The sequence below is a fragment of the Pseudomonas sp. A014 genome, from assembly GCF_052378495.1.
Classification (GTDB): Bacteria; Pseudomonadota; Gammaproteobacteria; order Pseudomonadales; family Pseudomonadaceae; genus Aquipseudomonas; species Aquipseudomonas machongensis.
Window position 1 is genome coordinate 4660580 of the sequence record NZ_CP199001.1, and the last position, 13099, is coordinate 4673678.

Below are 13099 nucleotides of genomic sequence, written 5' to 3' on the forward strand. Positions count from 1 at the left end.
CTAAAGTCCCCGCGTTCACCCTTGCCCCACGGATGCGCGATGCCCTCTCTCGATTCCCAGCTGGCCAACTGGCCCGATCTCAACGCCCGCCACTCCTGCACCGCCCTGTTGGTGGGCAACGGCGCCAGTCGGGTGCTGTGGAAGCCGTTCGGCTACTTCTCGCTGTTCGAACAGGCGCAGCGCGCGGGACGCAAGAGCGGCCTGGCGATCAGCGACCAAGCGCTGTTCAAGGCCTTGGGCACCGAGCTGTTCGAACCGGTGCTGAGCACCCTGAACACCACGGTACGGGCCAACGCGGCCCTGGCGATCAACTCCACCGCGCCGCTGAACCGCTACTACTCGATCAAGGAAGCGTTGATCCACGCCACCCGCACGGTGCATCCGCCGCACACGCTGTTGTCGAGCGCCACCCTGGCGTCGATCAACGCCGCACTGCGCCAGTACCGCAGCGTCTACACCAGCAACTACGACCTGATCCTGCCCTGGGCCATCGAACATGCGCCACAAGGTTTCGCGCAGCTGTTCGATGACGAAGGTTTCTTCGATGTACGCCGCACCGCCAGCACCGGCACCCGGGTCCTGCACCTGCACGGTGGCATGCACCTGCTCAAGCTGCCCGACGGCAGCACGCGCCAGCGCAGCGCTGTCGGCAGCGAACTGCTCGACGGCTTCGCCGTGAACATCCCTGGCGAGGTGCCGCTGTTCGTCAATGAAGACCGCAGCGAGCAGAAGCTGCGGGCGATCCGCAACTCGGACTATCTGGCCTGGAGCCTCGCGCAGTTGGCCACCGAACACGACGGTCTATGCCTGTTCGGCCACCACCTGGACAGCAGCGACGAACACCTGCTGCAAGCCATTCACCAAGCCCGCCCCAAGCACTTGAGCATCGCCATCCGGCCTCTGAACGAAGCCTCGATCATCAACCAGAAGCAGCACTTTTCCAAGCGCTTCGCCGATCTTGCTGGCGTTTCCCTGCACTTCTTCGACGCCACCAGCCACCCGCTCGGCGCCGCGGAACTGGCACTGCCGGTGCCGTTGGCGCAAGCGCGACGTCACTGACAATTCATCCGCGGCGATCTGGTAAATGTAAATAATTCTCGATAAGATCCGCACCCTTTCCTTCCCAGGCCAGCCCGGAAAGCGTGCATGCAGCGCCTCAAGCCCGACCCAGCCACCCAGGACACCTGCCGCGGCTTCTATGCCGAGATCCTGCATTTCCTGCGCAAGCGCATGGACAATGCCAGTGACGCCGCCGACATGACCCAGGATGTCTTCACCCAATGGCTGGGCTACCGCGACCGGGCCAAGGTCGAGCAACCCCGCGCCTTTCTGTTCCAGGTGGCGCGCAACTTGCTGAGCGATCACTGGCGTCGGCAGAAGGTGCGCCATGCCGTGCTCGACGACCAGGCCCAGGACGAAACAGCGGCCGACAACGACCCGCTCGACCACGCCCAGCACGCGCAACGCCTGGATCAATTGCGTGAAGTGCTCGGCGAACTCTCGCCGCGGCGACGAGAAGCCCTTATGCTGCACCGCTTCGAAGGCCTGACCCAGGCACAGATCGCTGAACGCATGGACATTTCCGTAAGCATGGTCGAGAAGCACATCGCCGCCGCCCTGCTGCAATGCAAGCAACGGCTGGACAGTGACAATGGCAGGGAGCAGCCGCAATGAGCCTTATCGACGACATCGACCAGCGTCCGATCGACGCCCAGGCGGCCAGTTGGTTCACGCGCAACCGCAATACCCCGTCGCGTGATGAACGCAAGGCTTTCGCCCTGTGGATCCAGCACCCGGAGCATGCGCGCGCCTATCGCCAGTTCGAACAGCTGTGGGACGACCTGGCGGCGCTCAAACAGGCCAGCCAGCCTGTCGCCCTGCCCATACGCCAGGCACCGCGCTGGCGTCCGGCTCTGGCGGTGGCCGCGGCGCTGCTGTGCGCGGTGCTGGCCAGCAACCTGGGCAGCACCGCTGCACCGATGCATCAGAACCTGGCGGCCAACGACAGCATGCGCACCCTGCGCCTGCCCGACGGCAGCCAGTTGTTCGTCAACGCCCAGACCCGCCTGCGCCTGGACTTCACCGCCGAACAACGATTGATCAACCTCGAACACGGCCAGCTGTACATCGAGGTGGCACCCGACAAGGAGCGCCCGCTGTTCGTCGATGCCGGCAGTGCCCGCGTGCGCGTGGTCGGCACCGGCTTCGACCTGCGCCGCGGCGACCGCGAGCTGGCCTTGAGCGTGGCCCACGGCCAGGTCGCCTTCGAGACCTCGGGCGAACATCAGCCTGCGCTGCTGCTCGGTGCCGGACAACGGGTTACCTACGACCCGGCACGCGGCACGCTGGTGCGTCAGGAGCTCGGAGAACAGCCGGTGGCCGACTGGCGCGATGGCCACGTGAGCTTTCGCAACCGTGAGCTGGCGAGCCTGATCGACGAACTGAGCCTGTACCGCCAGCAACCGGTGCTGCTCGCCGATCCGAGCCTGGGCCGCTACAAGGTGTCGGGCAATCTCGATGTGCACGATCCCGATGCACTGCTCACCGCCCTGCCCGCGTTGCTCCCGGTAAAAACCACGCTGCTCGGCGACGGCCGCCTGCGCATCGAACATCGCTCGAAATAAATTTGAGAATTTTTATCATTCGCAGGTGAGGGTTTTTCCCAACACCGCGTCTTCCTCCCCGCCTGCCGCGTAAACGGCGGGCTTTTTTCCGGCCATTTGCCGTTTGGGGGAATCCATGTTGCCTGCGTTGCGTCCGTTGAAAACCTTGCCCACTCGTCCCACCCTGCTCGCCCTGTGCCTGGCCATCAGCCTGGCCGCCGAAGCCGCGCCGCAGCAGTTCGACCTGCCCGCCCAACCGCTGGCGCGCTCGCTGAGCCAACTGGCGCAGCAGGCCAAGGTCCAGCTGCTGTTCGACGAAGCCCTGCTGCACAACGCCCAGGCCCCGGCCCTGCAAGGTGCCTTCGAGGCGCAGGATGCGATCGCCCGCCTGCTTGCCGGCAGCCGCTTCAGCATGGTGCGCATGGGCAACACCTACGTGGTGCGGCTCAACGAAGAGCAACCGCAGGCCGACAACAGCATCCAGCTCGGTGCCATGAGCATCGTCGGCGACGGCCAGCAGATCGGACCGCAGAACGTCGGACGCTCGACCCTCAACCAGGAACAGATCGACCGCTACCAGCCCAGCAATATCCCCAGCGTGCTCGCCACTCTGCCAGGCGTGAACATGGGCGGCTCGGCCAAGCCGGGCGGGCAGACCATCAACATCTGGGGCCTGGGCGACGCCGAAGACGTGCCGATGACCGTCGACGGCGCCACCAAGAGCGGCTTCGAACGCTACCAGCAAGGCACGGTGTTCATCGAGCCGGAGCTGATCAAGCACATCGAGGTGGAAAAAGGCCCGCACTCGGTCAAGACCGGCAATGGCGGTTTCGGCGGCAGCGTCAACATGACCACCAAGGACGCCGGCGACCTGCTCCAGGAAGGGCGCAACAGCGGCGCGATGGTCAAGTACGGCTACGCCAGCAACGACCACCAGCAGGTGTACAGCTCGGCGCTGTTCGGTCGCACCGAGGATGGCCGCTTCGATGGCTTGGCCTACCTGACCAAGCGCGACGGCGGCGACATGAAGCTGGCCAGTAACATCCCCGACCCGGACGGCCGCTACCCGATCAACCCGACGCGCCTGCCCAACAGCGCCCTGGACCTGGACGGCGCACTGTTCAAGGGCAACGTGCACTTCAACGAAGAGCACAGCCTGGGCTTCTCCTGGTCACAGTCGCAGAGCGAACGCTGGGCACCGTTCTCGTCCACCGCCTACCCCACGCCGCCCACCGCCGCCGACATCAAGAAGTACGGCTACGAAGCGGCGCTCAAACGCTTCCTGGCCAACCGCACCACCACCGACACCACCTGGTCGACCACCTACACCTACCAGCCGATCGACAACCGCTGGGTCGACCTGGAAGTGAAGTACTCCGACTCCGACACCAAGCAGACCGACGAGCGCCTGGCCACGGCGTTCTTCCAGCCTGCCACCGGCGGGCGCAAGATGGACACCGAGTACCGCGACCGTATGCTCGCCGTGACCAACACCAGCCTGTTCGAGACCGGCGTGCTGGAGCACGCACTGACGGCGGGCGTGCAAGTGCGCCGCCACGACCGCGACACGCAGATGTGGATGCCGGGCGGCATCTACGACACGCCGCGCTACAACTACGGCCACTACCAGCCGTACTTCATGCCCAGCGGCAAGGTGCGGAGCCAGGGCTACTACCTGCAGGACGCCGTCACCCTGGGTGATGTGACCATCACCCCGTCGCTGCGCTACGACCAGGTGACCAACGAGGGCAAGCCCAACGATGCCCCGCTGTACAACAACCCGGCCGCGGGCCACGACTACAGCGACAAGACCTACAGCGGCTGGTCGCCACGTCTGTCGGTGTTCTGGAAGGTCACGCCCAACACCGCCCTGTTCGCCGACTACAGCAAGACCTGGCGGGCGCCGGTGCTGGACGAGCAGTACGAAGTCCAGGGCAGCGGTAGCCGCACCGCCACCAGCCGCAACCTGGACCCGGAGCGCATCACCGCCCTGCGCGTGGGCAGCGTGTTCGACTTCGACAACCTCCTGCTGGCCAACGACAGCGCCCAGGTGCGCACCACGCTGTTTCGCAACCACATCGAGGACGAGATCTTCAAGGCCACCGGCATCGGCTGCCCACAGCAACTGGTCACCGGTGGCAGCATCGCCAACACCTGTGGCGGCGGGCTGATCTCCAACTACCGCAACATTGGCGATGTGGTGATCAAGGGCTTCGAGGTCGAGAGCTTCTACGATTCGACCTACCTGTTCGGCTCGGCGTCGTTCTCCTGGATCACCGGCCGTCACCAGGGCGCCTACACCAACCCCTGGGGCCCGGATGTGTGGGCCAAGGATATTCCCGCGCCGAAATGGATCACCACGCTGGGGGTGAAGATTCCGGCCTGGGATGCGCGGATCGGCTGGACCGCGCAGTTCGTGCGCAAGACCGACCGCCTGCCAAGCGACAAATACTACGAGGGGCCGGCCAGCGTACTGGGTGACCGTTACTACGATCAGTTCGCCAACAGCAGCTACCAGATCCACGGCCTGTTCGCCAACTGGAAGCCGCAGCAGGCCTACCTGAAAGGTACCGAGGTCAACCTGACGGTGGACAACCTGTTCAACGAGTCGGCCCGACCAGAGCTGTCGGGGGAGAATGCGCTGATGCAAGGGCGCAATGCCAAGATCAGCGTGACGCGGTTCTTCTGATTGTCGCCAGTCGCGGTGGAGGCGAGCTTGTCGGGGCGCCGAACCACCGCGAACATTGGCGGTGTGCTGTTCGCGGGTAAACCCGCTCCCACAGGGCCTGGCAGTACTCAGCCGGCAATGAGCCCATCGGCCCGCAACAGGCTCTCCAGGCAATGCTCCTGTACCCCATAGAACGCCTTGAGCTGGGCGATCTTCTCCAGCAGTGCGCTGTTATCCCCCGCCTGTCTGCGCTTGACCGCCAGGATCATCTTGTTCTTGTTGGTGTGCTCCAACGAAATGAACTCGAACACCTTGGTCTCGTAGCCACAAGCTTCCAGATACAACGCGCGCAGGCTGTCGGTGAGCATCTCGGCCTGCTGGCCCAGGTGCAGCCCGTACTGCAGCATGGGCTGCAACAGCCCTGGGCTGTGCAGTTGCGGACGGATCTGCTTGTGGCAGCACGGTGAGCACATGATGATCGACGCGCCGCAGCGGATCCCGGTATGGATGGCGTAGTCGGTGGCGGTATCGCAGGCGTGCAGCGCGATCATCACCTCGATGGCATCGGGCACCACGCTACGCACATCGCCGCACTGGAACTCCAGGCCAGGATGCTCCAGCCGCGCCGCGGCAGCGTTGCACAGTTCGACCATGTCGGGGCGCAACTCGACGCCGGTCACTTGCGCTTCGCGAGCCAGGGTGTTGCGCAGGTAGTCATGCATGGCGAAGGTCAGGTAGCCCTTGCCCGAACCGAAGTCGGCGACTCGCAGCACCTGGTCGGCAGTCAGCGGCGCACTGCCCAGGGCATGCGCGAAGACCTCGATGAACTTGTTGATCTGCTTCCACTTGCGCGACATCGACGGAATCAGCGCACCTTGAGTGTCGGTCACGCCCAGATCGCGCAGAAATGGCCGCGACAGTTCCAGATAGCGTTTCTTCTCACGATCGTGCCCCCCCGCCGCAGCCTCGCGCGGCACCTGGGTGCCGTGGCGTTGCAACAGCGGCTTGCCCTTCTTGCTGAACCCCAGTTGCACCTCGCCGTCGGCGGTGAACAGATGGGCATTGCGAAAGCTCTCCGGCAACAACTCGGCGACAAGGGCCTGGGCCTGATCCAGCGGCAGGTTGCGGGTGATGTCGCGGGTCTGGTGACGGTAGACCAGCGACAGGCAGGGCTGGCCCTTGATCTGCACAGGCTTTGCAATGATCCGTTGCAGGCTCTGGTCGGCACCCACATGGCGCGCCAGCACCAGCTTGGTCAGGGTTTCGCTGTGCAGGGCATCGCCCAGCAAGGTCAGGAACTGGGCGCGGGCGTCCGCAGCGGGAGTGGAGGAAGACATGGGAAGGGGGTGCCTCAAGATGCGCAATGGCCGGCATTCTACAGGTTTGCAGGCTTGAGTGGCTGTGCAGGCCCGATCGTCGGCCCGCACCGCCACACACTGTTCAATCCAGGATCACCAGCTGGTTGGGCAACTGGTTGCGCCGCCGCGTCGGCGGCAGGTGCTGGCCGAGCAACTCGCCGCAGGCATCGATGCATTCGACGAACCCCTGCAAGGTGCGCCCCGCGCAGACCTGCGCGGTAAAACGTGCCACCAGTTCGGCACGTGCTCGTTCGTCCAGGTGCTGGGCGATGCCCTCGTCCGCCAGGATGGTCACATAGCGCTCCGCCTCGCTGACGAAGATCAACACCCCGGTAGCTCCCTCGGTGCGCTGCAGGTTTTGCTCACGAAATTGCCGCCGCGCAAGATCGGCGGCACGGCGGTGGCGCAGCACCCGTGGGACCAGCCAGCCGGCCAGGCGCGGGTTACGCAGCAACAGGCTGAAGGCGATGAAGGTCAGTACCTGGGCCACCAGCAGCCCACGCAGCCCTGGCCACCCCAGCAGCACCTGCACCAATCCGGGGAGCGCCAGCGCCAGCAGCACGGCCCACAGCAACGGCAGGTAGGCATAGTCATCGGCGTGGCGCGCCAGCACCGTCACCAGCTCCGCGTCGGTGCGCTGTTCGGCACGAGCGATGGCTTCGGCAACCTGGCGTTGTTCGTATTCATTGAGAAGGGTCATGCCTTCGGTCTCTCGATCGTTCTTATAGTTGTTAGCCCGGCACGCGGTCGCGAGAGTGTATCTCATCGAGCCCCACTTATAAGGCATAATCCGCGGCGACCGCGGGAGGATGGGGGAGCGACCTGTTACACCGCCAGCGGGCCAGACAACAACAGCCGTCCGAAAAATCGGCCGCGAGCGAACCACTCGACAACGGAATTGATGATGAAACTGTCCTTGCTGGGCCTGGCCATGGGCCTTGCCAGTCAGGCGGCCGTGGCCGCCACCTCTGCCCCGCCCCTGGAAGACAAGCGGGCCTTCATCGACCATCTGATCAGCCAGATGACCGTCGACGAGAAGATCGGTCAGTTGCGCCTGATCAGTATCAGCCCGGAAATGCCGCGCGAAAAGATCCGCGAGGAGATCGCCGCCGGTCGCATCGGCGGTACCTTCAACTCGCGCACAGCGCCAGAGAACCGGCCGATGCAGGACGCCGCCATGCGCAGCCGCCTGAAGATTCCGATGTTCTTTGCGTACGACACCATCCATGGTGAGCGTACGATCTTCCCGATAAGCCTGGGCCTGGCAGCGACTTGGGACATGGACGCCATCGCCAAGGTCGGCCGCACCTCGGCCATCGAAGCTTCGGCCGATGCCCTGGACATGACCTTCGCGCCGATGGTCGACATCGCCCGCGACCCACGCTGGGGTCGCACCAGCGAGGGCTTCGGCGAAGACACCTACCTCACCTCGAAGATCGGCCAGGTGATGGTCCGCTCGTTCCAGGGCAAGAGCCCGGCCGAGCCCGACAGCATCATGGCCATCGTCAAGCACTTCGCCCTGTATGGCGCAGTGGAAGGCGGGCGCGACTACAACACGGTCGATATGAGCCTGCCGAAAATGTACAACGACTACCTGCCACCCTACCGCGCCAGCCTCGACGCCGGTGCGGGCGGGGTGATGGTAGCGCTGAACTCGATCAACGGCGTACCGGCCACCTCCAATACCTGGCTGATGAACGATCTGCTGCGCAAGGAGTGGGGCTTCAAGGGCGTGACCATCAGCGACCACGGCGCCATCCAGGAGCTGATCCGCCACGGCGTCGCCCGCGACGGCCGCGAGGCGGCGAAGCTGGCGATCAAGGCCGGCATCGACATGAGCATGAACGACACCCTCTACGGCCAGGAACTGCCGGGCCTGCTCAAGTCCGGTGAAGTGACCCAGGCCGAGCTCGACCAGGCGGTACGCGAAGTGCTGGGCGCCAAGTACGACATGGGTCTGTTCAAGAACCCCTACGTGCGCATCGGCAAGCCCGAGACCGATCTCAAGGACTACTACGGCGACGACCGCCTGCACCGTGAAGCCGCCCGCGACGTGGCACGGCGCAGCCTGGTGCTGCTGGAGAACAAGAAGCAGGCCCTGCCGCTGAAGAAGGCAGGCACCATCGCCCTGGTCGGCCCACTGGCCGATGCCCCGATCGACATGATGGGCAGTTGGGCTGCCGACGGCCGCCCCGAACATTCGGTGACGGTTCGCGAAGGCCTGCGTCGCGCCACCGAAGGCAAGGCCAAGGTCATCTATGCCAAGGGTTCGAACATCACCGGCGACAAGGCGATCTTCGACTACCTGAACTTCCTCAACTTCGCGGCGCCAGAAATCATCGACGATCCGCGCCCGGCCGCCGTGCTGATCGATGAAGCGGTCAAGGCCGCCAAGCAATCGGACGTGGTAGTGGCGGTGGTGGGTGAGTCGCGCGGCATGTCCCACGAGTCGTCCAGCCGCACCACCCTGGAGATTCCGGCGGTACAGCGCGAGCTGATCAAGGCGCTCAAAGCCACCGGCAAACCCCTGGTGCTGGTGCTGATGAACGGCCGTCCGCTGTCGATCGCCTGGGAGCGCGAGCAGGCCGATGCCATCCTCGAAACCTGGTTCAGCGGCACCGAAGGCGGCAACGCCATCGCCGATGTGCTGTTCGGCGACTACAACCCGTCCGGCAAGCTGGCCATCACCTTCCCGCGGTCGGTCGGGCAGATCCCGATGTACTACAACCACCTCAGCATCGGCCGCCCGTTCACCCCGGGCAAGCCGGGCAACTACACCTCGCAGTACTTCGAGGAGCCCAATGGCCCGCTGTATCCGTTCGGTTACGGCCTGAGCTACAGCACCTTCGAGCTCTCGGATCTTGCGCTGTCGAAGACCGCGCTCAAGCGCGGTGACAACCTGCAGGCCGAAGTGACGGTGAAGAACACCGGCAAGGTCGATGGCGAAACCGTGGTGCAGCTGTACATCCAGGATGTCAGCGCTTCGATGAGCCGTCCGGTGAAAGAGCTGAAGAACTTCCAGAAGGTGCTGCTCAAGGCGGGTGAGTCCCGAACCTTGACCTTCCGCATCAGCGAGGATGACCTGAAGTTCTACAATGGCCAGTTGCAGCATGTGGCCGAGCCTGGGCAGTTCAACGTCCAGATCGGACTGGACTCGCAGGCCGTGCAGCAGCAGAGCTTCGAGTTGCTGTAGACCGCTGCGGCCACTGCGCGGGCACGCCCGCTCCCACAGGGTCGGATGTGCTCTTGTGGGAGCGGGTTTACCCGCGAAGGGGCCGGCACTTTAAACAGAACGCCCGGACCCGCACCATGCCCTCACCCTTCCGCGCACTGCGCCTGGCCCTGATCATTCTGCTGATCCTGGTCGGCACTGCCCTCAGCGCCAGTTGGGCGATGCACCACGCCAAGCGCCAGGCGATGCAGACCGACGCACGCCGGGCCAGCGAGCAGTTGACCCTCTACGCCAACGGCCTGCATACGCTCATCGAACGCTACCGCGCCCTGCCCGCCGTCCTGGCGCTGGACCCGGAGCTGATCGATGCCCTGCGCGGGCCGGTCGGCGAATCGCTGCAGGATGCGCTGAACCGCAAGCTCGAACGCATCAACGGCGCCGCCAACTCCTCCACCCTCGAACTGCTCGACCGCACCGGTCTCGCCGTGGCAGCCAGCAACTGGCGCCTGCCGACCACGTATGTCGGCTCCAACTATGGCTTTCGCCCCTATTTCAAGCAGACCCGCAGCCAGGGCACCGGCAGCTTCTACGCCGTCGGCGTGACCAGCGGCGTGCCGGGCTATTTCCTGTCCAGCGCAGTGAACGACGAGCACGGACGCTTCCTCGGTGCCATGGTGGTCAAGCTCGAGTTCCCCGAGCTCGAACGCGAATGGCGCCAGGGCAGCGACATCCTGCTGGTCAGCGATGCGCGCGGGATCATCTTCATCGCCAACCAGAACGGCTGGCGCTATCGCGAGCTGCAGCCCTTGACCGCCGCAGACCGCGCTGAGCTGGCCGAAACCCGCCAGTACGACAAACAGCCCCTGGTCCCTCTGCAGCACCAGTTGCTGACCCGTTTCGACGAACGCAGCACGTTCAGCCGCGTGCAGGGGCCGGATGGTAGCGCCGACTATCTGTGGGAGAGCTTGCCGCTGACCACCGAAGGCTGGACCCTGCACCTGCTGCGCAAGCCGCAGGTCAGCGAGGATGCCCGCAATGCGGCGCTGTCTGGCGCCGCGGTGTGGTTGAGCCTGGTGTTCGCCGTGCTGTTCGTCAGCCAGCGCCTGCGCATCGCCCGCCTGCGCCAACGCAGCCGCGAAGAGCTGACGCGCCTGGTCGAGGAGCGCACACGCGAGTTGCGCACTGCCCAGGAAGGCCTGGTGCAGTCGGCCAAGTTGGCGGCGCTGGGGCAGATGTCGGCGGCGCTGGCCCATGAGATCAACCAGCCGTTGACCACCCAGCGCATGCAACTGGAAACCCTGCGCCTACTGCTCGACCATGGCCGCCATGAACAGGCGCGTCAGGCGCTGGAGCCGCTGGAGCAGATGCTCACGCGCATGGCCGCCCTCACCGGCCACCTCAAGACCTTCGCACGCAATAGCCCAGGCGGGCTGCGCGAGCGTCTCGACCTGGCCACCGTGGTCGACCAGGCCCTGCACCTGCTCGACACCCGCATTCGCGGCGAGCAGGTCGAGGTGGCGCTGTACCTGGCGCGTCCTGCGTGGGTGCGCGGCGACGCGATCCGCCTCGAACAGGTGCTGATCAACCTGCTGCACAACGCCCTCGACGCCATGGCCGACAAGCGCTACAAACGTCTGGAGATCCGCATCGAAGCCGAGGACGAACGCTGGCACCTGAGCGTGCTCGACTCCGGTGGCGGCATCAAGGACGCCGACCTGGCCCGCGTCTTCGACCCCTTCTTCACCACCAAGCCGGTGGGCGAAGGCCTGGGCCTGGGCCTGGCGATTTCCTATGGCATCGTTCATGAAGCCGGCGGCCAGTTGCAGGTCGAAAACCTGCCTGGCGGTGCCCGCTTCAGCCTTACCCTGCCCCGCGACCTGGAGCCTGCATGTTGAATTCAGTGATCGTCGTCGACGACGAAGCCAGCATCCGCACCGCGGTGGAGCAATGGCTGAGCCTGTCCGGCTTCAGCGTGCAGTTGTTCGCCCGCGCAGAGGAATGTCTCGCGCAACTGCCACAACACTTCCCCGGCGTGGTCATCAGCGATGTGCGCATGCCGGGCATGGATGGCCTGCAGCTGCTCGAACGCCTGCAGGCACAGGACCCTGACCTGCCGGTGATCCTGCTCACCGGCCACGGCGATGTGCCGATGGCAGTGGAGGCCATGCGCAACGGCGCCTACGACTTCCTGGAAAAGCCCTTCACCCCGCAGCACTTGCTGGGCAGCCTGCGCCGCGCTCTGGACAAGCGCCAACTGGTGCTGGAAAACCGCGCGCTGCACCAGCAGGCCGATCTCAAGGAACGGCTGCAGGCGACCCTGCTCGGGATGTCCCAGGGCCTGCAACAGTTGCGCCGGCAGGTACTGGAGTTGGCCGGGCTGCCGGTGAACGTGCTGATCCGCGGCGAGACCGGTAGCGGCAAGGAGCGCGTGGCGCGTTGTCTGCACGACTTCGGCCCACGTGCCGACAAGCCCTTCGTCGCCCTCAATTGCGCGGCAATCCCCGAAGCCCTGTTCGAGGCCGAGCTGTTCGGCCATGAGAGCGGCGCCTTCACCGGCGCCCAGGGCAAACGCATCGGCAAGCTGGAATATGCCAATGGCGGCACGGTATTTCTCGACGAGATCGAAAGCATGCCACTGGCCCAGCAGGCCAAGTTGCTGCGGGTGATTCAGGAGCAGAAACTCGAACGCCTGGGTGCCAACCAGAGCATCACCGTCGACTTGCGCATCATCGCCGCGACCAAACCCGATCTGCTCGACGAGGCTCGCGCCGGGCGATTTCGCGAAGACCTGGCGTACCGCCTGAACGTTGCCGAACTGCGTCTGGCGCCACTGCGCGAGCGGCGCGAGGACATCCCGCTGCTGTTCGAGCATTTCGTCCGTACCGCCGCCGAGCGCCTGGGGCGCAGCAGCACACCGCCGCTTTCAGGCGCGCAACTGGCACAACTGCTGGCCCATGACTGGCCGGGCAATGTGCGCGAGCTGGCCAATGCCGCCGAGCGCCATGCGCTGGGGCTGGGTTCATCGAGCATCGAGGTGGCGCCGGGAGGTCAGTCGCTGAGCGAACAGATGGAGGCGTTCGAGCTGCAATGCCTGCGCGCCGCGCTGCGTCAGCACAAGGGCGAGATCAAAGGGGTCATGGAGACGCTGCAACTGCCGCGGCGTACGCTGAACGAGAAGATGCAGCGCCATGGCCTGATGCGCGAGGATTTTATCGAGCGCGAATGAGCGGAATCTTGCCGATCAAAAGCTGCCAATAGGCGGGTTACCGCTCATATGGCCTGTGTCTGGCCGGTGCAA

The 13099-nt window shown here is 65.0% G+C and carries 9 protein-coding genes; 7 read left to right on the plus strand and 2 right to left on the minus strand.

Annotated elements, in window-relative coordinates:
- The first annotated feature begins 39 nt into the window (after nt 1-39).
- The 4 genes from ACTYOL_RS21700 (at nt 40) to ACTYOL_RS21715 (ending at nt 5292) form a co-directional block, all read left to right on the plus strand.
- Nucleotides 40-1059, plus strand: a complete 1020-nt coding sequence (locus ACTYOL_RS21700; protein WP_065862306.1) for a DUF4917 family protein — start codon at nt 40-42, stop codon at nt 1057-1059.
- Between the two features lie 87 nt (nt 1060-1146).
- The gene (locus ACTYOL_RS21705) at nt 1147-1674 is read left to right on the plus strand and encodes an RNA polymerase sigma factor (RefSeq protein ID WP_063545935.1); all 528 of its coding nucleotides are present in this window, start codon (nt 1147-1149) and stop codon (nt 1672-1674) included.
- Nucleotides 1671-2624 carry a FecR family protein gene (locus ACTYOL_RS21710; protein WP_444757041.1) on the plus strand — a complete coding sequence of 318 codons (954 nt, stop codon included), beginning with the start codon at nt 1671-1673 and terminating at the stop codon, nt 2622-2624. The genes ACTYOL_RS21705 and ACTYOL_RS21710 overlap by 4 nt, the downstream gene beginning before the upstream one ends.
- Nucleotides 2625-2739: 115 nt before the next feature.
- Nucleotides 2740-5292 (plus strand): TonB-dependent hemoglobin/transferrin/lactoferrin family receptor, encoded by a 2553-nt coding sequence (locus ACTYOL_RS21715; RefSeq protein ID WP_444757042.1) that lies wholly within the window; start codon nt 2740-2742, stop codon nt 5290-5292.
- A gap of 107 nt (nt 5293-5399) precedes the next feature.
- Here ACTYOL_RS21715 and ACTYOL_RS21720 read toward each other — a convergent pair whose 3' ends face one another.
- Together ACTYOL_RS21720 and ACTYOL_RS21725 are read right to left on the minus strand one after the other, a co-directional pair.
- On the minus strand, nt 5400-6608 hold the full coding sequence (locus ACTYOL_RS21720) for a class I SAM-dependent methyltransferase (protein WP_197891921.1): 1209 nt from the start codon (nt 6606-6608) through the stop codon (nt 5400-5402).
- A 103-nt stretch (nt 6609-6711) separates the two neighbouring features.
- Nucleotides 6712-7329, minus strand: coding sequence for a TPM domain-containing protein (locus ACTYOL_RS21725; RefSeq protein WP_200603792.1), 618 nt, complete (start codon nt 7327-7329; stop codon nt 6712-6714).
- Between the two features lie 201 nt (nt 7330-7530).
- Here ACTYOL_RS21725 and bglX point away from each other — a divergent pair, with 201 nt between their 5' ends.
- From bglX to ACTYOL_RS21740, 3 genes are all read left to right on the plus strand, one after another.
- Nucleotides 7531-9822, plus strand: coding sequence for a beta-glucosidase BglX (gene bglX, locus ACTYOL_RS21730; RefSeq protein ID WP_414154174.1), 2292 nt, complete (start codon nt 7531-7533; stop codon nt 9820-9822).
- A 116-nt stretch (nt 9823-9938) separates the two neighbouring features.
- Nucleotides 9939-11696 carry an ATP-binding protein gene (locus ACTYOL_RS21735; protein WP_197891917.1) on the plus strand — a complete coding sequence of 586 codons (1758 nt, stop codon included), beginning with the start codon at nt 9939-9941 and terminating at the stop codon, nt 11694-11696.
- Nucleotides 11690-13027 (plus strand): sigma-54-dependent transcriptional regulator, encoded by a 1338-nt coding sequence (locus tag ACTYOL_RS21740; protein ID WP_444757043.1) that lies wholly within the window; start codon nt 11690-11692, stop codon nt 13025-13027. Before ACTYOL_RS21735 ends, ACTYOL_RS21740 begins: the two co-directional genes overlap by 7 nt.
- Nucleotides 13028-13099 lie beyond the last annotated feature (72 nt).

What these genes read in the sequence shown, in the direction of transcription:
- ACTYOL_RS21700 (WP_065862306.1), top strand. Translation starts at nt 40, where the DNA reads ATGCCCTCTCTCGATTCCCAGCTGGCCAACTGGCCCGATCTCAACGCC.
- ACTYOL_RS21705 (WP_063545935.1), top strand. Translation starts at nt 1,147, where the DNA reads ATGCAGCGCCTCAAGCCCGACCCAGCCACCCAGGACACCTGCCGCGGC.
- ACTYOL_RS21710 (WP_444757041.1), top strand. Translation starts at nt 1,671, where the DNA reads ATGAGCCTTATCGACGACATCGACCAGCGTCCGATCGACGCCCAGGCG.
- ACTYOL_RS21715 (WP_444757042.1), top strand. Translation starts at nt 2,740, where the DNA reads ATGTTGCCTGCGTTGCGTCCGTTGAAAACCTTGCCCACTCGTCCCACC.
- ACTYOL_RS21720 (WP_197891921.1), bottom strand. Translation starts at nt 6,608, where the DNA reads ATGTCTTCCTCCACTCCCGCTGCGGACGCCCGCGCCCAGTTCCTGACC.
- ACTYOL_RS21725 (WP_200603792.1), bottom strand. Translation starts at nt 7,329, where the DNA reads ATGACCCTTCTCAATGAATACGAACAACGCCAGGTTGCCGAAGCCATC.
- bglX (WP_414154174.1), top strand. Translation starts at nt 7,531, where the DNA reads ATGATGAAACTGTCCTTGCTGGGCCTGGCCATGGGCCTTGCCAGTCAG.
- ACTYOL_RS21735 (WP_197891917.1), top strand. Translation starts at nt 9,939, where the DNA reads ATGCCCTCACCCTTCCGCGCACTGCGCCTGGCCCTGATCATTCTGCTG.
- ACTYOL_RS21740 (WP_444757043.1), top strand. Translation starts at nt 11,690, where the DNA reads ATGTTGAATTCAGTGATCGTCGTCGACGACGAAGCCAGCATCCGCACC.